Annotated in this window: 20 protein-coding genes and 2 tRNA genes; 16 read left to right on the top strand and 6 right to left on the bottom strand. The window is 33.6% G+C overall.

Annotated elements, in window-relative coordinates; translation table 11 throughout:
- Nucleotides 1-38 precede the first annotated feature (38 nt).
- From SD960_RS09755 to SD960_RS09765, 3 genes are all read left to right on the top strand, one after another.
- Nucleotides 39-242 carry a hypothetical protein gene (locus SD960_RS09755; RefSeq protein WP_318802545.1) on the top strand — a complete coding sequence of 68 codons (204 nt, stop codon included), beginning with the start codon at nt 39-41 and terminating at the stop codon, nt 240-242.
- 194 nt (nt 243-436) lie between these two features.
- Nucleotides 437-1,672 (top strand): metallophosphoesterase, encoded by a 1,236-nt coding sequence (locus SD960_RS09760; protein WP_318802546.1) that lies wholly within the window; start codon nt 437-439, stop codon nt 1,670-1,672.
- 71 nt (nt 1,673-1,743) lie between these two features.
- Nucleotides 1,744-2,046 carry a thioredoxin family protein gene (locus tag SD960_RS09765; RefSeq protein ID WP_042566267.1) on the top strand — a complete coding sequence of 101 codons (303 nt, stop codon included), beginning with the start codon at nt 1,744-1,746 and terminating at the stop codon, nt 2,044-2,046.
- 22 nt (nt 2,047-2,068) lie between these two features.
- Here SD960_RS09765 and SD960_RS09770 read toward each other — a convergent pair whose 3' ends face one another.
- Nucleotides 2,069-2,707 carry a polysaccharide deacetylase family protein gene (locus SD960_RS09770; protein WP_318802548.1) on the bottom strand — a complete coding sequence of 213 codons (639 nt, stop codon included), beginning with the start codon at nt 2,705-2,707 and terminating at the stop codon, nt 2,069-2,071.
- Nucleotides 2,708-2,802: 95 nt separating this feature from the next.
- Nucleotides 2,803-6,084 (bottom strand): DUF2723 domain-containing protein, encoded by a 3,282-nt coding sequence (locus SD960_RS09775; RefSeq protein WP_318802551.1) that lies wholly within the window; start codon nt 6,082-6,084, stop codon nt 2,803-2,805.
- Between the two features lie 245 nt (nt 6,085-6,329).
- Between SD960_RS09775 and SD960_RS09780 the strand changes: the two genes are divergently transcribed.
- The 4 genes from SD960_RS09780 (at nt 6,330) to SD960_RS09795 (ending at nt 8,008) form a co-directional block, all read left to right on the top strand.
- Nucleotides 6,330-6,400, top strand: a tRNA-Gln gene (locus SD960_RS09780).
- Nucleotides 6,401-6,642: 242 nt separating this feature from the next.
- A tRNA-Gln gene (locus tag SD960_RS09785) sits at nt 6,643-6,713 on the top strand.
- A gap of 620 nt (nt 6,714-7,333) precedes the next feature.
- The gene (locus SD960_RS09790; protein WP_318802554.1) at nt 7,334-7,582 is read left to right on the top strand and encodes a hypothetical protein; all 249 of its coding nucleotides are present in this window, start codon (nt 7,334-7,336) and stop codon (nt 7,580-7,582) included.
- Between the two features lie 234 nt (nt 7,583-7,816).
- Complete coding sequence (locus SD960_RS09795) at nt 7,817-8,008, top strand: hypothetical protein (RefSeq protein ID WP_318802555.1); 192 nt, start codon at nt 7,817-7,819, stop codon at nt 8,006-8,008.
- A 171-nt stretch (nt 8,009-8,179) separates the two neighbouring features.
- Here SD960_RS09795 and SD960_RS09800 read toward each other — a convergent pair whose 3' ends face one another.
- From SD960_RS09800 to SD960_RS09810, 3 genes are all read right to left on the bottom strand, one after another.
- Nucleotides 8,180-8,986: an AraC family transcriptional regulator gene (locus SD960_RS09800; protein WP_318802557.1), complete on the bottom strand. Its 807-nt coding sequence runs from the start codon at nt 8,984-8,986 to the stop codon at nt 8,180-8,182.
- Between the two features lie 65 nt (nt 8,987-9,051).
- On the bottom strand, nt 9,052-10,467 hold the full coding sequence (locus tag SD960_RS09805) for an aldehyde dehydrogenase family protein (RefSeq protein ID WP_318802558.1): 1,416 nt from the start codon (nt 10,465-10,467) through the stop codon (nt 9,052-9,054).
- A gap of 185 nt (nt 10,468-10,652) precedes the next feature.
- Nucleotides 10,653-11,477: a universal stress protein gene (locus tag SD960_RS09810; protein ID WP_318802560.1), complete on the bottom strand. Its 825-nt coding sequence runs from the start codon at nt 11,475-11,477 to the stop codon at nt 10,653-10,655.
- Between the two features lie 174 nt (nt 11,478-11,651).
- Here SD960_RS09810 and rimP point away from each other — a divergent pair, with 174 nt between their 5' ends.
- Genes rimP through infB form a run of 3 tightly spaced genes read left to right on the top strand, consistent with a single transcriptional unit; the run spans nt 11,652 to nt 16,328 of the window.
- Nucleotides 11,652-12,116 (top strand): ribosome assembly cofactor RimP, encoded by a 465-nt coding sequence (rimP, locus tag SD960_RS09815; RefSeq protein WP_073394998.1) that lies wholly within the window; start codon nt 11,652-11,654, stop codon nt 12,114-12,116.
- A 13-nt stretch (nt 12,117-12,129) separates the two neighbouring features.
- The gene (nusA, locus tag SD960_RS09820) at nt 12,130-13,383 is read left to right on the top strand and encodes a transcription termination factor NusA (RefSeq protein ID WP_017498147.1); all 1,254 of its coding nucleotides are present in this window, start codon (nt 12,130-12,132) and stop codon (nt 13,381-13,383) included.
- A 59-nt stretch (nt 13,384-13,442) separates the two neighbouring features.
- On the top strand, nt 13,443-16,328 hold the full coding sequence (infB, locus tag SD960_RS09825; protein ID WP_318802561.1) for a translation initiation factor IF-2: 2,886 nt from the start codon (nt 13,443-13,445) through the stop codon (nt 16,326-16,328).
- Between the two features lie 174 nt (nt 16,329-16,502).
- On the opposite strand, the gene SD960_RS09830 is transcribed toward infB, so the two are convergent.
- Nucleotides 16,503-16,892, bottom strand: a complete 390-nt coding sequence (locus SD960_RS09830; protein WP_318802562.1) for an SPOR domain-containing protein — start codon at nt 16,890-16,892, stop codon at nt 16,503-16,505.
- Between the two features lie 218 nt (nt 16,893-17,110).
- On the opposite strand from SD960_RS09830, the gene SD960_RS09835 reads away from it, so the two are divergent.
- The 6 genes from SD960_RS09835 to SD960_RS09860 are packed head-to-tail and all read left to right on the top strand — an operon-like array spanning nt 17,111 to nt 25,467.
- The gene (locus SD960_RS09835) at nt 17,111-18,448 is read left to right on the top strand and encodes a c-type cytochrome (RefSeq protein ID WP_318802563.1); all 1,338 of its coding nucleotides are present in this window, start codon (nt 17,111-17,113) and stop codon (nt 18,446-18,448) included.
- A gap of 32 nt (nt 18,449-18,480) precedes the next feature.
- Complete coding sequence (locus tag SD960_RS09840) at nt 18,481-21,540, top strand: TAT-variant-translocated molybdopterin oxidoreductase (RefSeq protein WP_318802566.1); 3,060 nt, start codon at nt 18,481-18,483, stop codon at nt 21,538-21,540.
- Nucleotides 21,541-21,573: 33 nt separating this feature from the next.
- Nucleotides 21,574-22,974, top strand: coding sequence for an NrfD/PsrC family molybdoenzyme membrane anchor subunit (gene nrfD, locus SD960_RS09845; protein ID WP_042566279.1), 1,401 nt, complete (start codon nt 21,574-21,576; stop codon nt 22,972-22,974).
- On the top strand, nt 22,967-23,491 hold the full coding sequence (locus SD960_RS09850; protein ID WP_318802570.1) for a DUF3341 domain-containing protein: 525 nt from the start codon (nt 22,967-22,969) through the stop codon (nt 23,489-23,491). Before nrfD ends, SD960_RS09850 begins: the two co-directional genes overlap by 8 nt.
- Nucleotides 23,492-23,499: 8 nt before the next feature.
- Complete coding sequence (locus tag SD960_RS09855; RefSeq protein ID WP_042566281.1) at nt 23,500-24,045, top strand: c-type cytochrome; 546 nt, start codon at nt 23,500-23,502, stop codon at nt 24,043-24,045.
- A 27-nt stretch (nt 24,046-24,072) separates the two neighbouring features.
- Nucleotides 24,073-25,467, top strand: coding sequence for a quinol:cytochrome C oxidoreductase (locus tag SD960_RS09860; RefSeq protein WP_318802584.1), 1,395 nt, complete (start codon nt 24,073-24,075; stop codon nt 25,465-25,467).
- The last annotated feature ends 3 nt before the right edge of the window (nt 25,468-25,470 follow it).

Here is a 25,470-nt window from a genome sequence, read left to right on the forward strand (position 1 = left end):
TAAATAATGAAACAATAATAATCATAAAAACTTTAGTCATGAAAAAATTAGTAATGTTAGCTGTAGCAATCTTAGGAACAACAGCAATGGTAAGCGCTCAAACTACTCCAGCTCAAACAGCTCCAACAAAAGAAGTTAAAGCTACAAAACATGCAAAAAAGAAAGCAGAAAAAGCAGATAAAAAAGCAGAAGCTGCAAAAACAGAAGCAGTAAAAACAGAAACTGCAAAAGCTAAAAAATAACGATTGATTTTCATTTTGGGTTCATAAATTGTTGGTTTGGTTTATGAAATTAGTTGACAATGATAATTTTTAGTCAGAGAAAGAGCTGTTAGAGAAATCTATCAGCTTTTTTGTTTCTTTTTTGAGTTAAATTTTTGATAATAAAAAGCAATAAAATTTTCATTCTTTGTTACTTTGCTTAAAACTATACCTACATGATAATTCGTTTTGTTATTCTTTGTGCCCTTTTTTTATTTATTGAGTTCTATTCTTATCAAGCCTTTCGTACCTTAATCAAATTAAGATGGGTTTTGATTAGTTATCAAGTGATTAGCCTGCTTATTTTAATCTTTATAATTTATTCTTTCTCACAAGTAGATCGTTCTGTTGGTCAAACCAAACAGTTTATGTTTACAACAGGGTTGATGTTGTTGGTCTATGTTCCAAAAATTGTTCTCACATTGGTAATGTTTGGCGAAGATATTTTTAGAGTAGGGGCGAGTATTTTGAATTATTTTATTTACAATGCTCCAAGAAAAGAAATGATGCCGGACAGACGAAAGTTTATAAGTCAAATTGCATTGGGACTTGCTGCAGTGCCTTTTTTATCTTTGATTTATGGAATTTTTGAAGGGAAATATAATTTTAAGGTCTTTAAGCAAACGATCTTTTTTCCTGATTTACCGGATGCTTTTGATGGATTTAAAATTACTCAGATTTCAGATGTTCATAGCGGAAGTTTCGATAATCCCGAAAAAATAAATTATGCTATTGATTTAATTAATGAACAAGAATCAGATATAATTTTGTTTACCGGAGATATTGTAAATACACATGCTGTAGAAATGAATCCGTGGTTAACGGCTTTTAATAGAATAAAAGAGTATAAATATGGTAAGTTTTCAGTTTTAGGAAATCATGATTACGGAGAATATGTGACGTGGCCTTCTGAAAAAGAAAAAGATGAAAATTTCCAGGCAATTAAAAGTCTGTACGGGCAAATAGGTTTTAAACTTTTATTAAACGAACATACTTACATTCAAAAAGGCGATGATAAAATTGCAATTATTGGTGTTGAAAACTGGGGTGTGAATTTTAAGAAAGCAGGGGATTTAAATAAAGCTTCGCAAAATGTTCATCAGGACGATTTTAAAGTTTTAATGAGCCATGATCCAAGTCATTGGGAAGCTGAGATTAAAGAACATCCTAAAAATTTTCACTTAACACTAGCAGGACATACACATGGAATGCAATTTGGAATTGAAATTCCGGGATATTTTAAATGGAGTCTGGCGCAATACATTTATAAACAATGGGCCGGCCTTTATGAAAATGTAGGAAGATATGTTTATGTAAACCGCGGTTTCGGGTTTCATGCCTATCCGGGACGAGTTGGTATCATGCCGGAAATAACGGTGATTGAACTAAAAAAAGGCAACAATGTGGCTTAATTCGTTAAAAATGCTACATTTGTATTAATTATCTCTTTTTAAAAGATTAAAAGAATTAAATTTTTGGTTTTATGTCAAAATTTGGAGAACTTATAAATGCTCAAGTTCCGGTGTTAATTGATTTTTACACTGATTGGAACGAATCATCTGTATCTATGCATCCTGTTATTAAAGATGTTGCGGCTGCGCTTGGCGATAAAGCCAAAGTGATTAAAATTGATGTAGATAAGAATCAGGAGCTGGCTGAAGCATTACGTATTAAAGGACTTCCTACTTTAATGATTTATAAAGAAGGACAAATGATCTGGAGACAATCCGGAGAACTTGATGCGAATACTATTATAGGGATCGTTCAGGATCAATTTAGCGTATAAAGGAAACTCTCCTGAAAGGATATTAATGAATAATATCAAAAGCAAATCCGTTTTCTTTTAAAAAATGCAGTGTTTTAGGTAACGCAAATTTTAAATTTTGTGAAGCTTTAATACTGTCATGAAATACAATTACACTTCCTGATTTTACATTTTTAGTAACGTTTTCAAGACATTTCTCAGGTGTAATGCTTTGATCAAAATCGGCACTCAAAACATCCCACATTATTATTTTATAGCCCAGATTTCGTAAAATCTTAGATTGCTCTTTTTTGATTTTCCCGTAAGGAGGACGAAATATTAAAGATTTTTCGATTTTTTCTTCTTCTAAAACCGCAGCACAATTTTTCACATTTTCTATATAATCATTCGTTTGGCTTTTCCATCCGTTAACGTGATTCATAGTGTGATTACCTATTGAATGACCTTCTTTAATTAGTTTTTCAAATAAGGATAAATTGGCTTTTATGTTTTTTCCAATACAGAAAAAAGTCGCTTTTGCATCAAATTTTTTCAATTCAGATAAAACCCAATCAGTAATTTCAGGAGTAGGGCCATCATCAAAAGTGAGGTAGATTTTCTTTTCATTGTTCGGAATATCCCAACAATATTTAGAAAATACCCTTTTTATAAATGAATTAGTTTTTACCCAATAAAAGCTCATTTTGAAATTATTTTAGATATATGTAAAAATAAAAAATGTAGCGCTATTTTTCAATAATGCTACATTTTTTTAATTAATATGTTTTTCGTATCTTATTATTCTTTTTCTCTGCCAAAGCGTTCGAAAATATTCACATAAGTATTGAAAGTAGCTTTGTGTTTTTCATAGAAAGCCGAATCCTTATTTTCTTTCATAACCTGTAACAAGCTTCTGTAGCGCTCAATATCTGTAATGATATCAATCGCCAAATCAGATTGGTCTCCTGAAGTTAAGGTTTTATAATAATCTAAGTTCTCTCTGTATTTTTGAACTAGTTTGCCAAGTAAATCATGTGCTTTTGCAGTTTCTCCTACTTGATAATATCCTCCGGCAAAAGGCTCTACTAATGAATAATAACCAAATTTATCTAAAGGCATTTTTGTCATGGCTAAATTGATAATGTTTTTAGCCTTGTCAATTTTTCCTTCTTCGATAAGTTTATACATTAAACGCGACAGGTTTGTGCGGTATGTAATGCTATTTCTTCTTGTTTCAGGATCGTGATAGATTTTTTCACTTTCGCTGTTGCCCCAATCCCATTTCATTACAATGTCATACATTTTATCAGCGTCAATTTGCCCCATATCCATAGGTCCGCCATCTTTAGAAGGTGTGTTTTTAATAGGAACCAATTTGTACACCATTCCGTCTAGCTGTAAATAATCTTTCAGCCATAAATAATCTTCATCATCAAAAGCACCTCCACTAAAATAAATAGGACGTTTCCAGTTGTTATTCGCTAAGATATCCAACATCATTAAGCGGTTTTTGTAGATCGCGCTTCCTTTGATATCAATATCCATATAAGGAACAATAGAATCGTTGTATTTAGGGTTGACAACTTTATTTTTGATGATTAAAGCTTTATCAACATTTACTCTGATTTTATTTGTTGGATAAAAGTGAATCGTTTGTCCGTTTTGTAAACCAACAGTCGATTTTGGATTCTTAATAAAACTAATAAAGTCATTAATATTCCAACGAGTTTCTATTTTTGGTATATGAGCCACATAATCCAGTTTGTCACCCACATATTCTGCATGCGTAAACGAAATAGGCAGCGGATCAGATTCATAAGATTTGGCCTTCATTTGATCAATATACCAATCCGTCATAAATAAACTCGTATTTACGATTTTTACGTCGGTTCTAAAATGTTCAATTTCCTGTGCATACCATAGAGGGAAAGTATCATTATCACCAATGGTAAATAAAATAGCATCTTTGTCGCAAGAATCCAGATAAGCTTTTGCCATTGCAACTGCCGTACGCTTATTAGATCTGTCGTGATCATCCCAGTTTTGAGACGCCATTAAAATTGGCGCTGCTAATAAACTTCCCGCAATAATAATTGGACCCGCAATTTTTGGGGCTACATATTTTTGAATGCTTTCATATAAAGAATAAACCCCAAAGCCTATCCAGATTGCAAATACATAAAATGATCCTACAAGTGCATAATCTCTTTCACGAGGCTCAAAAGGTCTTTCGTTTAAGTATATTTTTAAAGCAATTCCGGTAAATAAAAACAAAGCTAAAAGCACATAAAAGCTTTTAAGATCTTTATTTGCGTGGTACATCAAACCAATAAGACCAAGAATAAAGGGCAGAAAGAAGTAAACATTTCTTCCTTTGTTATTTAAAACATCCGATGGCAAATTATCCTGAGAACCAAGGTGTACTGAATCCAGAGGTTTAATTCCGCTAATCCAGTTTCCGTCCAGATTGTCATATTTTCCCTGAACGTCACTTTGGCGACCAACAAAATTCCACATTAAATATCTCCAGTACATATATCCAAATTGATATTCAATCATAAAACTGAAATTATCAGCAGTTGTTGGTTTTTCTATGATTAAATAATCACCGTAACTTTTAAGGAATTTTACATAACCTTCATTGTCAATTTGTTTTTGCGCATAAGCTCTTCTAAATTCAGAAACTGTCTTCTCAACTTCATTACGCAATTGAGCAGTAGCTTTATTGTATTCTTCTTCGCTTAATTGGCTGGCGTCAATTCCGTATTTTGCCAAATCATCTTCATAAGGATAATTAGGGTTTATTTTGAATTGAGGTGGATTTGTAAAATTGATGTAGTTTTGAATGTGTCCCGTTTCGGTACTCCACATTCTTGGCAGAATCGTTTTTTGATTATCATCAGTATTCTGCTCTGCATTTTTATAATTATTGGTAATGATATATTTGCCGGTTTTATAATCTCTTTCGTAGTTTGGGTTTTTGTCTAAATAAGGCGTTTTTGCATCTAAACCAGCGAATACTTCTGTGTATTGCGGTCCGTAAAACAACGGATTTACACCATATTGTTCACGATTATAGTAAGCCAAAACCTCAGTAGCATCTGATGGTTTGTTTTCGTTAATTACTGTGTTTGCGTTAGCACGAACAGGCAGCATCATCCAGGTAGAGAAACCTATTAAGATAAAAAGAATACAAAGAATGATAGTATTATAGAAAACCAATCCTTTTTGTTTGGTAAATTTTAATCCAAAATAAAAGAAAGCAATAAATACTAAGCCAACGAAAATAGTTCCAGAGTTAAAAGGCAGCCCCATGCTGTTTACCATGAATATTTCGGTTTTACCGAAAAATGCCATTGTAAGCGGAAGAAGTAATTTAAAAATAAACAACAAAATAGCAATTACAACAGCATTTGCAATAATGAAATTTTTGATGGTAACTTTTTCGTAGTGTTTAAAATAGTAAAGAAAACCAATTGCAGGAATGGTCAATAAAGCCATAAAGTGAACTCCAAACGAAAGTCCAATAACAAGTGAAATGATTAATAACCATTTGTTTCCTTTAGGTTCGTCCATATCTTGCTCCCAACGTAATCCAAGCCAAAAAAGCAATGCAATTAATAGGGAAGCCATGGCATAAACTTCGGCTTCAACAGCGTTGAACCAAAAACTGTCAGAGAATGTATAAGCAAGAGCTCCAACAAAAGAACTTCCTAAAATAACAACCGAATTGTTTTTATCAATTTCAGTAAATCGTGCAATGATTTTTTTCAAAATCATTGATGAAGACCAAAACATAAACAAAATTGTAAATGCGCTAGAAAATACAGACATCATATTTACCATTACCGCCACATGTTCTTTATCTATAGCAAACATGGCAAAAAAGGCACCCATCATTTGAAATAAAGGCGCTCCCGGAGGGTGACCAACTTCCAGTTTAGCAGCTGTAGCAATATATTCACCACAATCCCAAAAACTCATGGTAGGTTCAACAGTTAGTGTATAAGTAATTAAAGCGATTGCAAATGCAAACCAACCAATAATTGTATTCCATTTATTGAAATTGAATTGTGCCATATTTAGGTGTTAAAATTTTGTATGTTTTCTATCCTACAAAGAAAATGTTTTTTTGTGTAAAGAAACGAGCATTAACAAAAAAATCTATAAAAGTATTTGCTTAAAGTAACGTGTTGTTTGTGAAATACTTGCGGTTGTAATAAAAATTTAGAAGAAATAAAAAGGAAAAAAAATTGATTTTTTTTATCAAAAAGTTTGCGCAAACTAAAAAAAGCTTTAAATTTGCACTCGCTTAACAGCACTGCTGGTCTATGGTGTAATGGTAACACAACTGTTTTTGGTGCAGTCTTTCTAGGTTCGAGTCCTAGTAGACCAACATAAAGCCTCTCAATCGAGAGGCTTTTTTTATGTAATAAATTTAGAGATTTTGTAAAATAAGTAATTTTCAATTTTACAAGAGAGAGTAAAATTTTTATAGAGAATAAAATTAAATTTCGTTGTTTATTTAATCTCTATGTGGTTTGAATTTTTATAAAAAATTTTTGTTTACGGTTTATTTATAAAAAGTTTGCGTAAACTAAAAATTAAATTAAATTTGCACTCGCTTAACGGCACTGCTGGTCTATGGTGTAATGGTAACACAACTGTTTTTGGTGCAGTCTTTCAAGGTTCGAGTCCTTGTAGACCAACATAAAAAGCCTCTCAAATCGAGAGGCTTTTTTTATGCAATAAATTGAGATATGAAATTCTAAATATACAGCAATCCAAAACTTGGGATATTACAAACCAAAGTAGACTATGTTTTTATACATTAAAGTTTAGTTTTACTTATTGGCTGTAAAGAAGATTGGCTAGAATTAGTCAGAATACTGAAATTAAAATTGTATTTGATTAATTGGGATCAATAAGAATTTTTTACTCCTTTTTTTCCTCTTTTTAATTTTATTTTCTAGCAAACTTGGGTAGTTTTTATCTTTTGTAATTTTTTTTCTAGTTTATGAAACCATATGATAGTGTTTTACGTATGTAAATTTAGCGAAAGAAGCAGACGTTTTGTTTTAACTAAAAGGTAAAAGGTTTAAAACAAAAAAGCTAATTTCTATTGGGTCATACTTCGGATCTGTAAGGCTTTTTTTATACTTATTTAATTATGTTTTATAACTAAGTAATATAGTTTTTATCTAAATATCGCATATTTTTATATTTAATTACTTGATTATCAATATTTTACGTATATTTGATGCAGCAAAAAAACACTGCAGTACATTTTTTGTTGTTAACTAAGTAGTAATTTTTAAAAATTAAAATTATGGATAATTTAAAAAAATTGAATTTTACAGAGTTAGATTCTTCTGAAATGAAACAAGTGCAAGGAGGAGGCAGGATTCTTTTGGCGATAAGATCTGTTGATGAATCTCTTGATCTGTCTCTGAATGATGGTATTAGGGTAGTAGAGAATGTTGATCGCGCTGTCGATACCTCCGTAATAAACTATCTCGATAGCATTCCTTTAACTAAAAGACTTAATGTATCAGGATCAGTAATAGACCTTCTTTAACTTCTTGATGACAAGTATTTTTGAAGAGATACTAAAAAATGAGAAAACGTGAGTTTCTCATTTTCTTTCTTTAATTATTTTTTTATAGCGGTCAAAATGTAATTATTTTTGATCCTAAGTAATAATGTTGATTCATTTATCTGAATATCAGTATTTTGTATATGTTTAATGTGATAAAAAAATACTGCAATACATTTTTGTTTTAACTAAATAATAATTCTAAAAATTAAAATTATGGATAATTTAAAAAAATTCAATTTTACGGAGTTAGATGCTTCTGAAATGAAACAAGTGCAAGGCGGAGGGTTAGCGGCAGACATTGAGGCAGGCATTGAGGAAACGGTTAATAGAATTAAAGTAATAAGGGGGAATGTTCACAATTTTGTTGACAGTGTTGTTAACAGTGTTGTTGAGTTCGTTTCGTGATATCCTGTGAATAAACAAAGTATTATTGAAATAAAGTGATGTTGTTAAATACTTCATGCCTTATTATTGTAAACAAAAAAATGAAAAAATCCAAGAAAATGAGAAATTTGAGTTTCTAATTTTCTTGGATTATATAGCGGGCTTGCTGTAATAATTTAGCCATTAAAATATCTATTTTGAAAATAAGGAAGAAGGAACTACGCCAAATTTCTTTTTAAATGAAAAACAAAAATGCGATAAATTTTCAAAACCAACTCCAATATAAACTTCTGACGGAGAATTTCCCTGTTTGATTAAGTAATAAGCTTCCTGAAGTCTTTTGTTTAGCAGCCATTTTCCAGGCGTTTGCTGAAATACTTTTTCGAAATCTCTTTTAAAAGTAGCAAGGCTTCTGCCGGTTAAATATGCAAAACGATTTAGATGTACATTAAAATGAAAGTTTTTGTTCATAAAAGCTTCCAGGTCTATTTTTCCGGGTTCGGTAAAATCAAATAGAATATTCTTTAATTCAGGATTTACTTTGATTAAAAGATGAACCGCTTCTTTTATTTTTAGTTTAAACAAAGCTTCGTTGTTTTCCTGTTCTACTTCGAGATAAGAAATTAGAGATTCTATGAATGATTTGTACAGCGGATCGGGTGCTAGTGGAATCATAGATGCTGAGTCTGCTTTTTTGTGAATCGTGATGTTGTATTCGCTGCTTATTTCTCGTAAAATTTCCTGATCTAAAAAAAGTGATATCGATTTGAATTCGCCTCCCTCAGGTGGGATTTTTATGAATTTAGCTAGATGATTTCTTTTGCTAAGGCGAAAATCACCCGGTTTAGAATGATAGGTATTTTTACTGTCAGACGCGATCATTTCTCCCGAAACCTGGTAGCTAAAAACATGTTCGGGAATAAAATGTTCACCTTCGCGACTGCGCGCAAAATAACAAGAATATAGTATTTTGGGTTTTGTATTTGTAATTGCTGCCATAATGTAAAGTTAGTAAAAGATCTGAAAATCTATTTATGAAGATTTCCAGATCTTTGTATTTACTTTTATCGAATTAAGGCTTTTGATTCAAGATAAGCTTCAAGTCCAATTGTGCCAAATTCCCGGCCAATTCCTGATTGTTTAAATCCGCCAAAAGGAGCCATAGGATCATGTTTAATTCCGTTTATTTGTACACGTCCCGCATTAATTTGAGAAGCAACTTTGTATGCTCTGTCTTCGTTTGAAGAGCTTACATAAGCTTGTAATCCGTAAGTGGTATCGTTTGCAATTTTAATAGCTTCTTCTTCAGTTGTATAAGTAATGATCGATAAAACGGGTCCAAATATTTCTTCCTGTGCGATTCGCATGCTGTTTTTTACGTTTACAAAAACAGTTGGTTTTACAAAATTACCCTTTTCTAATCCTTCGGGTTTTCCCAAACCTCCAATTAAAATTTCGGCACCTTCGTCAATTCCAATTTGAATATAACTTTGAACACGCTCATATTGTTTATTGCTAACCATCGGGCCAACCGTAGTATTTGAATTTTTAGGATCACCGGCTACTATATTAACGGCATGATTTTTAATTAAAGCTTTGACTTCTTCCAGTTTGTTTTCAGGAACTAATAACCTTGTTCCTGCAATACAGGCCTGTCCGCTATTCATATAGGCTGCTGCCATGGCAAGCGGAATTGCTTTTGAAAAATCAGCATCATCAAGAATTATATTGGGAGATTTTCCTCCAAGTTCAAGCGTAACGCGTTTCATGGTGTTAACGGCTTCTCTTGCGATGATTTTTCCAACAGTTGTAGAGCCTGTAAATGAAATTTTGGCAACATCAGAATTACTGCTTATTTCGGCGCCAACAATTTCGCCTAAACCATTAACAATATTAAAAACGCCTTTTGGCAAGCCGGCTTCATGAAGGCATTCTGTAATTAATTGTGTTTGTTGAGCACTCATTTCGCTTGGTTTTATTACTGTTGTGCATCCCGCGGCAATTGCTGTTGAGAGTTTGCCACAGATGAAACCATTACTTGAATTCCATGGAATAATAATTCCAACCACGCCAATTGGTGTCATCTGGACTTCGGATTCTCCCATAATTTTGTTGAAACTATAAGTGTTTAATAATTGAATTGCCGAGTCAAAACTTTTTAGCATATAATCAAAACTAATTGTTGCAAATGGAGTTGTTCCTCCGTATTCTTCAATCATTGTATTAATGAATTCTTCTTTTCTTTTTTTAATAGAGGTTTGGATATTCAGCAAATAGTGAATTCTTTCGGCAGTAGTTGTTTTAGAAAAAGTTTCAAAAGCTTTTTTTGCTGCAGTGATTGCATCTTGAGTGTCTTTTTGATTTCCTAAAAGAACTTTTCCCAGTTTTTCATTCGTGGTTGGGCTGATAAGGTCAAAATATTCTGTTCCTTGCGGAGTTACAAACTCTCCATTAATGTAAATCTTGTCTATTGTTTTCATGATATTTTTATATATGATTTTATTTGACAAAGATCCTGATTAATAGTAATGCTAACTTTGTTAAAAAGCTCAAATTTACTTTGTTAGAAAGCTCACTATTTTTAGTGAAAATAACAAAGCCTTTCTATTGAAAGGCTTTGTATAGTAACTAATTTAAAGTAATTATATTGACATAAATTTTGATTTTAGACTTTAAAAGTAATAACTGGTCTTACGGTATGGTTTACTAAACCTTCGCTAATGCTTCCATTGAAAAAGTGTGCAAAACCGGTTCTTCCATGTGTACACATTCCTATTATGTCTGCATTTATACTATTGGAAAAATTGATAATTCCTTTTTCTATATTGGTATCATTGTAAATGTGTGTTGAATAATTGGTAAGATTAAATTCTGAAATAAATTCTTTCATTGCTTTTTCAACAACATGAGTTGGTTTAAAGCTATTTGGTGTACATATAGTAACCAAATGTATTTTTGAATCGAATGATTTTGTGAAAGACAATAGTTTTTCAAATGGTTTTTTAGTTTCGTCAGAAAAATCCGAAGCAAAAGCGATATTAGTTGCGTTAAAGTTTGAAACGTCTTTTTTAATGACCAAAACAGGAATTTCAGAATTCCGAACCACTTTTTCAGTATTTGAGCCAATCACTAATTCCTCAATTCCAGAAGAACCATGTGATCCCATTATGACTAAATCAACATTATAATCTTTGCTAATCTGAGTGATTCCGTGAATAGGCTTGTCCATTTTTACAATCTCCGTCACAGGAACTCCGTCTAAATAAGGCCTTAATGAGATTTCGTCAAGTGTTTCGTTTGCTTTTTTCATAAAAAGCATGGTTTCTGGAATACTTACACCGCCCAAAATTGCATCGCTCATTTGATGCGGTAACTCAAGCATGTGTAAAATGATGATTTCAGAATCATTTTTTTTGGCAATCTGTGCGGCGACTTTTAAAGCGTCTTCAGCATGTTCTGAAAAATCTGTAGGTACTAGAATTCGTTTCATAACTTTCAGGGTTAAATAAGGTAAAATTCTTTATTTTTAATGCTTATATAAAGATAAGAAATATTTTAGAGCAATGTATTTATTTTGATTTATAAAAAAAACACTATATTTGCACCGTTATTTATTAAAATCTAAATAATGAGGGGACTAAGTGTCCCCTCTTTTTATAAAATTATGACATTTAAAGAAAAAGTAAACGAACTAATTACAGAGGCTCTCCTGGAAAAGCCATCAATCTTTTTGATTGATCTTGCTATTTCGGATTCTTTCAAAATTAGTGTAGGTTTAGATGGGGATAATGGAGTGGCGTTGCAGGATTGTATCGATATTAGTCGCGCAATCGAGAATAATCTGGATCGTGAAGAGCAGGATTTTTCGCTTGAAGTAGCATCGGTTGGAGTAGGATCGCCTCTGAAAATGACAAGACAATACAAGAAAAATGTAGGTAGAACGTTGATTGTTACTACAAAAACTGAAAAAATTGAAGCAGAATTAGTAGAAGCTAACGATGTTTTTATAATTTTGTCTTGGAAAGCAAGAGAACCGAAAAAAGTAGGAAAAGGAAAAGAAACAGTTCAAAAAGAGCAACAAATACCTTATACAGAAATTAAAGAGGCAATTGTTACAGTAACATTTTAATTAAAGAATTCGTATGGAAAATTTAGCATTAATCGATTCATTCTCAGAGTTTAAAGATAATAAACTTATTGATCGTGTAACGCTTATGGCAATTTTAGAGGACGTGTTTAGAAATGCATTGAAGAAAAAATACGGTTCTGATGATAACTTCGACATTATTATAAATCCTGATAAAGGAGATATGGAAATATGGAGAAGAAGAGTAATCGTTGCCGACGAAGATCTTGATTTTGAGAACGAAGAAATTACCTTGACTGAAGCAAGAATGATCGAAGCGGATTTTGAAATTGGTGAAGAAGTTTCTGAAGAAGTTAAATTGATCGATTTAGGAAGAAGAGCTATTTTGGCATTGCGTCAAAACTTAATATCTAAAATTCACGAACACGATAATACCAATCTTTACAAGCAATTTAAAGATATTATCGGTGATATTTATACTGCAGAAGTACATCACGTGCGTCCTAGAGTAGTTATCTTAGTTGATGATGAAGGAAACGAAATTGTACTTCCGAAAGAAAAACAAATTCCATCTGACTTTTTCCGTAAAGGAGATAACGTTCGTGGAATTATTGAAAGCGTTGAATTAAAAGGAAATAAGCCTCAGATTATCATGTCAAGAACTTCTGAAAAGTTCTTAGAAAAATTATTTGAACAAGAAATTCCTGAAGTATTCGACGGTTTAATTACAGTTAAAAATGTAGTTCGTATTCCTGGTGAAAAAGCAAAGGTAGCGGTAGATTCTTATGACGATAGAATTGATCCTGTTGGAGCTTGCGTAGGTATGAAAGGATCTCGTATTCACGGAATTGTTCGTGAGTTAGGAAACGAAAATATCGACGTAATCAATTATACAAACAATATTCAATTGTTTATTACGAGAGCATTAAGCCCTGCAAAAGTTTCTTCAATCAAAATTGATGAAGAAAACAAAAGAGCTGAAGTTTTCTTAAAATTAGAAGAAGTTTCTAAGGCAATTGGTAGAGGAGGTCACAATATTAAATTAGCAGGTCAGCTAACAGGTTACGAGTTAGATGTTATTCGTGAAGGAGATGTTGCAGGTGCAACTGCTGATGAAGACGATGTTGAATTAACAGAGTTTTCAGACGAGATCGAAGGCTGGGTAATTGAAGAATTTGCTAAAATAGGTTTAGATACAGCAAAAAGTATCTTAAAGCAAGAAGTAGAAGATTTAGTAAGAAGAACGGATTTAGAAGAGGAAACTATTCTTGACGTTATGAAAATACTAAAAGAAGAGTTTGATAGCTAAGAGTTAGCTGAGTATCTGCTCTAACAACACAACGAAAAAGGTAATAATAAAAAGGTTATATGTCTGAAGAGAGAGTAATAAGAATAAACAAGGTTTTAAGGGAATTAAATATTTCGTTAGAAAGAGCTGTTGATTATCTAAAAGATAAGGGAATTGCTATTGATGCAAATCCAAATGCGAAAATTTCTGATAGCGAATTTAATATCCTACAAAGCCAATTTGCGGGCGATAAGGGGAATAAGGAAGCTTCTAAAGAGGTAGGAGAAGAAAAAAGAAAAGAAAAAGAAGCATTACGTGTTGAGCGTGAGAAAGAAATTGAAGACAAACGCAGACAGGACGAAGAGCGCCAAAAACAACAAGAGATTATCAAAGCGAGAGCTGTTGTTACAGGGCCTGTTCAAGTTGGTAAAATAGATTTAAATCCAAAGAAACCTGCAGTTGTTTCTACACCACCTGTTGAGGAACCGGCTAAAGTCGAAGAACCAAAGGCAGTTGTTACTCCAACTCAACCAGAAAAACCTGTTCAAAAAGAAATTGTACAGCCTGAGCCACCTGTTGTAGCTCCTGTAGTTTCTGAAGAGAAAAAGGTTGAGAAACCTATTATTACAGAGAAAAAAGAAGTAAAAGCTGAAACTCCAAAAGTAGCATCAGAACCTGTTGTTTCAACAGATCCTGCAACGGCTGAGGAGACTATCACTACTCAGTATCAAAAATTATCAGGAACTACTCTTACTGGGCAAACAATTGATTTATCTCAATTTAACAAGCCTAAGAAAAAGAAAGAAGATCCTAAGATAACACCAAATAAACCGGGTGCTCCGGGAGCAGGAAATAACGCTAATAAAAATAAGCGTAAAAGAATTGCTCCTAAGCCAGGAACTCCGGGTGCGCCAAAACCAGCAACTGGTAATGCGCCGGGAACACCAAATCCTAATAAAATCACTCCAAACACTGGTGGTGGAGGTTTTAATGCAAACAGAAGCGCAAGACCTGGTTTTGTAAAAGGAAACCGTCCGGCTATTGTTGCTAAAGTTGAGCCAACTGAAGAGGAAGTAAAAAACCAAATTAGAGAAACTCTTGAAAAACTTCAGGGTAAAGGTGGAAAATCAAAAGCAGCTAAATATAGAAGAGATAAAAGAGAAACGCACCGTCAGAAATCTGATGATGAGCAAAGAGCACTTGATGAAGGAAGTAAAACTATTAAAGTTACTGAATTTGTTACTGTAGGTGAAATTGCAATCATGATGGATGTGCCGATTACTAAAGTAATTGGAACTTGTATGTCACTGGGTATCATGGTAACCATGAACCAGCGTTTAGATGCAGAAACATTAACAATCGTCGCTGATGAATTTGGTTACGAAGTTGAGTTTATTACTGTAGATATTGAAGAAGCTATTGAGGTAGTTGCAGATAAGGAAGAAGATTTAGTAACAAGAGCACCAATTGTTACGGTAATGGGTCACGTCGATCACGGTAAAACATCTTTACTGGATTATATTCGTAAAGAAAATGTTATCGCTGGTGAGTCTGGAGGTATTACACAGCACATTGGAGCTTATGGAGTTACTTTAGATAATGGTCAGAAAATTGCATTCTTAGATACTCCGGGGCACGAGGCGTTTACCGCGATGCGTGCACGTGGAGCTCAGGTTACCGATATTGCTATTATTGTTGTAGCTGCGGATGATGATATCATGCCACAAACTAAGGAAGCAATTTCTCATGCACAAGCTGCAGGAGTGCCAATTATATTTGCAATCAATAAAATTGATAAACCAAATGCTAATGTTGAAAAAATCAAAGAGCGTTTGGCTAGTATGAATTTACTTGTTGAAGACTGGGGTGGAAAAATTCAATCACATGATATTTCTGCAAAAGTAGGAACAGGAGTAAAAGAATTATTAGAGAAAGTTTTATTAGAGGCTGAAATTTTAGATTTAAAATCTAATCCAAATAAAGCAGCACAAGGAACAGTTGTTGAAGCTTTCTTAGATAAAGGAAAAGGATATGTATCAACAATCTTAGTTCAACACGGAACATTGAAAGTTGGAGATTATATGTTAGCTGGAAAACATCATGGAAAAGTTAAAGCAATGCATGATGAAAGAGGGCATATTGTTTTAGAAGCTGGTCCTTCGACTCCTGTCTCTGTTTTGGGTCTTGATGGTGCTGCAACTGCAGGTGATAAGTTTAACGTTTTTGAAGACGAAAAAGAAGCAAAACAAATTGCATCAAAACGTTCTCAATTAATGCGTGAACAATCTGTACGTACACAAAGACATATTACACTTGATGAAATTGGTCGTCGTATTGCTCTTGGTCAGTTTAAAGAATTAAACGTAATCCTTAAAGGAGACGTTGATGGATCTGTTGAAGCGTTATCGGATTCATTCTCTAAACTTTCTACAGAAGAAATTCAAATTAATATTATCCATAAAGGAGTTGGAGCAATTACTGAAACTGATGTTATGTTGGCTTCTGCATCTGATGCGATTATTATTGGATTTAATGTTCGTCCTGCTGGAAATGCTAGACAACTTGCAGATAAGGAAGAAATCGATATCCGTTACTACTCTATTATTTACGCAGCGATAGATGACTTGAAAGATGCAATGGAAGGAATGTTGGCTCCTGAAATGAAAGAAGAAATTTTAGGAACTGCTGAAATTCGTGAGATTTTCAAAATTTCTAAAGTAGGTTCAATTGCTGGTTGTATGGTGATGGATGGTAAAATTATGAGAACTTCTAAAATTAGAGTTATTAGAGACGGAGTAGTGGTTCATACAGGTGAGCTTGTTGCCTTAAAACGTTTCAAAGACGATGTTAAAGAAGTTTCTAAAGGTTACGATTGTGGTATTCAAATTAAAGGTTACAATGACATAGAAGAAAGAGATGTTATTGAAGCTTACCATGAAGTTGCTATCAAGAAAAAATTGAAATAATATTTATAAATATAAAAAGCCCCAATGTAAATTGGGGCTTTTTTTGTTTTAAACGATCTGTTTTGTTAGATTTATTCAGAAAGCACAAGGAATGTTCTTGTTTGTTTTTGTGACCTTAGGATAAAGAAAACGGCCTGATATAATGGTTTTGAAATCGTCTCTTTAAAAGAAGGCTTATTTGCTCGGTTTGATTAAAAAAACGCTTTTGTATTTTTTCTTGATTTCGGCTAAATTACGTTCAGCTTCTATCCTTGTTTTGAAATTTCCAACAAGAACTTTATAATTAGGAGTGTTAAAAATTATAGTCCCATCAATGTTGTTATATTCTCTTTTAAAATCAGTTAAGGTTTTTTTTGCTTCTTCACTCTTCCCGCTGAATATTTGAATTTTATAAGTATCGTTTGTGGTTAACGACGTGTTAATTTTACGCTTATCATTTAATAATTGATCAAATTTCGGGTCTTGAGTCAATGTTAAATTTTGGTCTTGCGCATTAATGTTGTAGGCTAAAGTTATCATTGTTAATGTTAAGAAAACTTTTTTTGAAGGAGTTAAAATTCTCATAATGTGATGGTTTTTATGCAAAAATAGTATTTAAAGTTTGTATTAAAAATTTTGATATTATTTAGAATTGATATAAATTGATATTTAAGAGTATTTTAAGGTTTTGAGAATAGTTCATAAGTCGTATTTTTGTGCAAGTTTTAAAAGAGGGTATAGATTTTTACTTAACTAATACAGAAAAAATCATACCAAAAATTAGTAGATAATTATTATACTATATGAAAAAGGTGGGTAACCATAATTCGATCTCAAGAAAATTGCTGCTTAGCTTATCGCTAACGCTTATTTTCTCCCTAACTTCATTTGCTCAAGATGCTGCTGCTGCTCCGGCGGCGCCTGAAGCTGCTGCTCCGGCTGCAACTGCAGGTGGTGATCCAGTAAAAGGGAAAGAACTTTTTAATGCAAATTGCGCTGCATGTCACAAACTAGATGCTAAATCAACAGGTCCTGCTCTACGAGGAGTTGCTGCTAAGCATGAAATGGCTTGGATTTACAAGTGGGTTCATAACAGTTCTGACATGATTAAGTCAGGTGATCCTGTTGCAGTAAAACTTTTTGAAGAAAACAACAAGTCTGTAATGACTTCTTTTCCTCAATTATCTGAAGGTGATATTGATAATATTATCGCTTATACTTCTGAAGAAAAAGCTGCGCCAGCTCCTGGTGCTCCTGGAACTGCTGTATTGCCAACCGGTGGTGTACAGGAAGGAAGTGGAATTTCTAATAATATTATTTTAGGTGCTCTTGCTTTGGTAATGGCTATCTTGGTTGTCATGTTATTCATGGTAAACAAAGTATTAACTAAAGTTGCTAGTAATAATGGTATTGTAGTGGCGCCTAGAGAGGCTAGAACTCCAATCTGGAAAGCTTTTGCTAAAAATCAATTTTTAGTATTAGTAACTTCTATATTTTTACTTTTGGCAAGTGGTTATTTTGTGTATGGATTTTTGATGCAGGTTGGTGTAGATCAAAACTATGAGCCAATTCAGCCAATTCACTATTCTCATAAAATTCACGCTGGAGATAACGAGATCAATTGTAAATATTGTCACTCTGCTGCACGTGTAAGTAAAAATGCTGGTATTCCTTCTTTAAATGTTTGTATGAACTGTCATAAAAACATTTCTGAAGTTGCTGAAACTACTGCTACTGCAGATCACAGTAAAGCATTTTATGATGGTGAAATCCAGAAGTTATATGATGCTGTTGGTTGGGATAAAACTAAACAAGTGTATACTGGAAAAACTAAACCTGTGAAATGGGTTCGTATTCATAATTTACCTGATTTTGTGTATTTCAATCACTCACAACACGTTTCTGTTGCAGGAGTTGAATGTCAAACTTGTCACGGTCCGGTACAAGAATTTGAAATCATGAAACAATATTCTAAATTAACAATGGGATGGTGCGTTGATTGCCATAGAAAAACTGATGTTAAGATGGAAGGAAACGCATATTATGATAAAATTCATGCTGAACTTTCTAAAAAATACGGTGTAGAAAAATTGACTGCAGCGCAAATGGGAGGTTTAGAATGCGGTAAATGCCACTATTAATCGAATTATTAAGATTTTAATATTTATATACAATGTCATCAAACAAAAAATACTGGAAAAGTGTTGAAGAACTAGAAAATAGTTCTATTGTTGAGGCGCTTAGAAATAACGAATTTGTTGAAGAGATTCCTACGGATGAATTCTTAGGAAATTCAGATGCTTTAGCTTCATCTGGAACTTCACGTCGTGACTTTTTAAAGTACGTAGGGTTTAGTACAGCAGCTGTTACACTTGCTGCCTGCGAAGGTCCTGTTCACAAGTCTATCCCTTATGTGTTACAACCGGAACAAATCATTCCTGGTGTTGCAGATTATTATGCAACTACTGTTTTTGATGGTTTTGATTTTGCTAACTTATTAGTAAAAACTCGTGAGGGTCGTCCAATTAAAATTGAAAACAATACTATTTCTGGAGCTAAATTTTCAGCCAATGCGAGAATTCATGCATCTATCTTAGCTTTATACGATAGCATGCGTTTGAAAGAACCTAAATTGGAAGGTAAAAATAGTAGCTGGTCTGCTGTTGACTTGAAAATTAAGTCAAGTCTTGCTGATGCAAAAGCAAAAGGAGGACAAGTAGTGTTGTTGACTAATACTTTGGCGAGTCCATCTACTGAAAAATTAATAGCTGAGTTCATCGCTAAAAATCCTAATGCAAAACATGTTGTTTATGATGCGGTTTCTTCGTCAGACGCATTAGATGCATTTGAAACTGTATATGGTGAAAGAGCTTTAGTTGATTATGATTTTTCAAAAGCTTCATTAATCGTTTCTGTTGGTGCTGATTTCTTAGGAGACTGGCAAGGTGGTGGATACGATGCTGGATATGCTCAGGGACGTATTCCTCAAAATGGAAAAATGTCTCGTCATTTTCAGTTTGAATCAAATATGACATTATCTGGAGCTGCTGCTGATAAGCGTGTCCCAATGACAACTGCTGATCAAAAACAGGCTTTAGTTCAAATATATAATATCGTTGCAGGTGCTTCTGTTCCGGTTTCTTTAGAAGCTAAGTACAAAACAGAAGTAGTTAAAGCTGCCCAACAGTTAAGAGCTGCTGGTTCTAAAGGAGTTTTAATATCTGGAATTGAAGATAAAAATGCTCAATTATTAGTTTTGGCTATCAACCAGGTGTTGGCTAGTGAAGCTTATAATACAGCTGGTACAAGACAAATTAGAAAAGGTTCTAATGCGGTTGTATCTCAATTAATAAAAGATATGAATGCTGGAAGTGTTCATACTTTAATCATGAGTGGAATTAATCCTGTTTACACATTAGCTGATTCAGCTTCTTTTGTGTCTGGATTGAAAAAAGTAAAAACTTCAGTTGCTTTTTCTTTAAAAGAAGATGAAACTGCTTCGATTTCTACAATTGCTGCTCCGGCACCTCATTACTTAGAATCTTGGGGAGATGTTGAAATTACAAAAGGTACTTATAGTTTAACTCAACCAACTATTCGTCCTATATTCAATACAAAACAATTTCAAGACGTTTTATTGTCATTAAACGGAGTTTCTGGAAATTTCTACGATTACCTTAAGGTTAACTCAGCTGGTATTATTGTAGGTTCTTCTTGGAATAAAGTATTACATGATGGTATTTTTGTAATTGGCTCTAGTGCATTAGCTGGTGGTTCTTTTGATTATTCTGCTGCTGCAAATGCAGTTTCAAAATCAAAATCAACTGGTGATTTTGAATTAGTGTTGTATACTAAAACAGGTATGGGAGACGGACAGCATGCAAACAATCCTTGGTTGCAAGAGTTTCCAGATCCAATCACAAGAGTTTCTTGGGATAACTATGTTACTGTTTCAAATGCAGATGCTAAAAAATTAGGCTTAACAAATGAAATTGTTGCTAACGGAGGTTTAAACGGAAGTTATGCTACAATTACTACTGCGGATGGTTCTAAATTAGAAAATGTACCGGTAATTGTTCAGCCAGGACAAGCTATTGGAACAGTTGGTTTAGCTGTTGGTTACGGTCGTAAAGCGGCTTTGAAAGAAGAAATGCAAGTAGGTTTAAATGCTTACGCTTTATATAAAAACTTTAATAGTGTTCAGTCTGTTTCTATTGCGAAAGCAAATGGAGAGCATGAGTTTGCTTGTGTTCAGGGACAAAAAACATTAATGGGTAGAGGAGATATCATTAAAGAAACTACTTTAGAGATCTTCAATAGTAAAGATGCTAAACACTGGAATGAACAACCAATGGTATCATTAGATCACCAGGAGGTTGAAGCTACAACAGTCGATTTATGGGAATCATTTGATCGTTCTACAGGACATCACTTTAATCTTTCAATTGACTTAAATGCTTGTACAGGATGTGGAGCATGTGTTATTGCTTGTCATGCTGAAAACAATGTTCCTGTTGTTGGTAAGGCAGAGGTAAGAAGAAGCCGTGATATGCACTGGTTACGTATTGACAGATATTATTCTTCTGAAAGTACTTTTGAAGGTGATAACGAAAGAAAAGAAAACATTGCTGGTCTATCTAGTTCATTATCTACATTTAATGAAATGGAAAAACCTGGAGATAATCCACAAGTTGCTTTCCAACCAGTAATGTGTCAACACTGTAACCATGCACCATGTGAAACAGTTTGCCCGGTTGCTGCTACATCTCACGGTCGTCAAGGTCAAAACCATATGGCATACAACAGATGTGTTGGTACTCGTTATTGTGCAAACAACTGTCCTTATAAAGTACGTCGTTTCAACTGGTTCTTGTACAACAAAAACAGTGAATTCGATTACCACATGAATGATGATTTAGGACGTATGGTATTAAACCCAGACGTAAACGTTCGTTCTCGTGGAGTTATGGAAAAATGTTCATTCTGTATCCAAAGCACACAAGCTGTTATTCTTGAGGCAAAACGTCAAGGTAGAGTTGTGGCAAAAGATGAATTCAACAATGCTTGCGCATGTTCTGCAGCTTGTTCATCTGGGGCAATGGTGTTTGGAGATGTAAATGATAAAGAAAGCGCTGTTGCTAAATTAGCAGAAAGCGAAAGAATGTATCATTTATTAGAGCATGTTGGTACAAAACCAAATGTTTTCTATCACGTAAAAGTTAGAAATACTTAGTAAAATTATTAATAAGAAACAATATAAAGGATTATGTCGTCTCACTACGAAGCACCCATTAGAAAACCTTTAGTTATAGGTGATAAATCTTATCACGATGTAACTGTAGATGTAGCCGCACCTGTTGAAGGGCCTGCAAACAAACAATGGTGGATTGTATTTTCAATCGCATTAATAGCCTTCCTTTGGGGGTTAGGTTGTATAATTTACACCGTATCTACCGGTATCGGAACATGGGGATTAAATAAAACAGTTGGTTGGGCTTGGGATATCACGAACTTCGTTTGGTGGGTTGGTATTGGTCACGCCGGAACATTAATTTCTGCGGTATTATTACTTTTCCGTCAACGTTGGAGAATGGCTATTAACCGTTCTGCAGAAGCTATGACTATCTTCTCAGTAGTTCAGGCAGGTTTATTTCCAATTATTCACATGGGGCGTCCATGGTTGGCATACTGGGTTTTACCTATTCCAAATCAATTTGGATCTCTATGGGTGAACTTTAACTCGCCATTACTTTGGGACGTATTTGCAATTTCTACGTATCTTTCAGTATCATTAGTTTTCTGGTGGACTGGTTTATTACCTGACTTTGCGATGCTACGTGACAGAGCAATAACACCTTTCAATAAAAGAGTATATTCTATCCTAAGTTTTGGATGGAGTGGTAGAGCGAAAGACTGGCAGCGTTTTGAAGAAGTATCTTTAGTATTAGCTGGTTTAGCTACTCCTCTTGTACTTTCTGTACACACGATTGTATCGATGGACTTTGCTACTTCTGTAATTCCAGGATGGCATACAACAATTTTCCCTCCATACTTCGTTGCTGGAGCGGTATTCTCAGGATTTGCGATGGTAAATACATTGTTGATCGTTATGAGAAAAGTTTCTAATCTTGAAGCATATATTACATTACAACATATTGAATTGATGAATATCATTATCATGATTACTGGTTCTATTGTTGGTGTTGCATATATCACTGAATTATTTGTAGCTTGGTATTCAGGTGTAGAATATGAGCAATATGCATTCTTAAACAGAGCTACCGGACCTTACTGGTGGGCATATTGGTCAATGATGACTTGTAATGTTTTCTCTCCGCAATTTATGTGGTTCAAAAAACTTAGAACAAGTATCATGTTCTCATTTATTATTTCGATTGTAGTAAACATCGGAATGTGGTTCGAAAGATTCGTAATTATTGTTACTTCTTTACATAGAGATTACCTTCCATCTTCTTGGACAATGTTCTCACCAACATTTGTTGATATTGGAATTTTTATTGGAACAATTGGTTTCTTCTTCGTGTTGTTTTTATTATACTCAAGAACATTCCCTGTAATTGCTCAGGCAGAGGTTAAAACAATTTTGAAAGGAACAGGAGATAATTACATTAGAGAAAGAGCAAATAAAGATTCACATCATGAGTAATAAAGTAATATACGCCATTTATAATGACGATGATATTTTGATGGATGCAGTAAAGAAAACCAGAGCTGCTCATCATCATATTGAAGAGGTTTTTACTCCATTCCCAGTTCACGGATTGGATAAAGCTATGGGTTTAGCACCAACAAGATTAGCAATTTGTGCTTTTTTATATGGATGTGTTGGTATTTCTGTTGCAACAACAATGATGAGTTATATTATGATTCATGATTGGCCTCAGGATATTGGTGGAAAACCAAGTTTTAGTTTCATTCAGAATATGCCATCTTTTGTGCCAATTATGTTTGAGATGACTGTATTTTTCGCTGCCCACTTAATGGTAATCACTTTTTATATGAGAAGTAGATTATGGCCATTCAAACAAGCTGAAAATCCTGATGTAAGAACAACAGATGACCACTTCTTAATAGAGGTTGCTGTAAATGATAATGAAGCAGAACTTGTTTCTTTTTTCGAAGGTACAGGAGCTGTTGAAGTTAAAGTAATTGAAAAGAATTAATTGTAGCTATGAAAAGGATATATAAAATAACACTTTTAGTTGGTATAACTATTTTAGTTTCATCTTGCCACAATAATTCGGCACCAAACTATCAGTATTTCCCTAATATGTATGAATCTGTAGGTTATGAAACTTATTCAGAGGCAAAAATATTTAAAGGTGGAAAAGAAGGACAGCTTCCTGTAGAAGGAACTATTAATAGAGGTTTTGAGCCTTATGAATATGAAAATTCAACAGCAGGTTATGAATTGGCTAAAGCTAATTTAAAATCACCTTTGGATTCTATCGAAAGAAATTCTGGAAAAGGAAAAGAACTTTTCGAAATTTATTGTATCAGTTGTCATGGTGCAACTGGTAACGGTAAAGGTAAATTGGTTGAAAGAGAAAAATTTCTTGGAGTACCTAGCTATAAAGACAGAGTAATTACTGAAGGAAGTATCTTTCACGTTGAAACTTATGGTTTAAATGCAATGGGTTCACATGCAAATCAATTAAGTGCCCACGAACGTTGGTTAGTTGCTGACTATGTTCTAAAACTAAAAAGCCAATTATAATTGTTGAACAAACTGATCGTAATAGATATGTATACATTTTCAAGTAAATTAAAAACTTTTTCTATCATCCTAATGGCCGTTGGCGTTTTAGGAATTGGATATGGTTTTTTAACTGCTCCTAAAGATATTCAAGAAGTTGAAAAAATTCTAGCTGCGGATGCACATGGTTCTCATGGAGCTGAGCATGCAGAAGCGACTGAAGCTTCTCATAAAGATGCCGGGCATCATGAAGCTGCTGAAGTTTCACATGAATCACATAAAGGCGGAGAACATGCAGAAGTAGGTGCTGCTGATGAGCACAAAGAACACTTAACGCATGTATTGCACCAATTACAAAACAAACCTTGGTCTGCTTTGTATGTTGCTTGTATTTTCTTCTTGTTGCTTTCTATGGGAGTTTTAGCATTTTATGCTATTCAACAAGTTGCTCAGGCAGGTTGGTCTCCAGTTTTGTTTAGAGTTATGCAGGGTATTACAGCTTATTTGCCTGTTGCTTCTGTAATCTTCTTTATTATTTTGGTTCTTTGCGGTTTACACTTTAATCATATTTTTGTATGGTTAGGAGAGGGAGTAACAGATCCAAATAGTGCAAACTATGATGAAATTATTGCAGGTAAATCGGGATATTTAAACTTTCCTTTCTGGATTGTTAGAGCGGGAATCTTCTTATTAGGATGGAATTTATACCGTCATTATTCAAGAAAAAATTGTTTAGCTCAAGATGAAGCTAATGATGATCTATATTACAAAAAGAACTTTAAGTTATCTGCTGGATTCTTAGTTTTCTTTATCGTTTCTGAGTCTATCATGTCTTGGGATTGGATTATGTCTTTTGATCCACACTGGTTTAGTACTTTATTTGGATGGTATGTTTTTGCTTCTTTCTTCGTAAGTGGAATTACTACTATCGCATTAGTAACTGTATACTTGAAATCTAAAGGATATTTAGAATATGTAAATACAAGTCACATTCACGATTTAGCTAAATTTATGTTTGGTATCAGTGTTTTCTGGACTTATTTATGGTTCTCACAATTCATGTTAATCTGGTATGCTAATATTCCTGAAGAGGTAACTTATTTTGTAACAAGAATTCAATTATACAACTTGCCATTTTTTGGAGCTGTAGTTATGAACTTCGTTTTTCCATTATTGATATTAATCAATACAGACTTTAAGCGTTTAAGCTGGGTTATTGTAATGGCTGGTGTTGTTATCTTATTAGGTCACTATGTTGATTTCTTTAATATGATTATGCCTGGTACAGTTGGAGATAAATGGTTTATTGGAGTTTCTGAAATTGCATCTATTCTTTTCTTCTTAGGATTGTTTATTTTTGTAGTATTTACTGCATTGACTAAAGCTCCTCTGTTAGCAAAAAGAAATCCTTTCATTGAAGAAAGTAAACATTTTCATTATTAATAT

Origin of the sequence: Flavobacterium sp. MMLR14_040, from assembly GCF_033657265.1 — a bacterium.
GTDB lineage: Bacteria > Bacteroidota > Bacteroidia > Flavobacteriales > Flavobacteriaceae > Flavobacterium.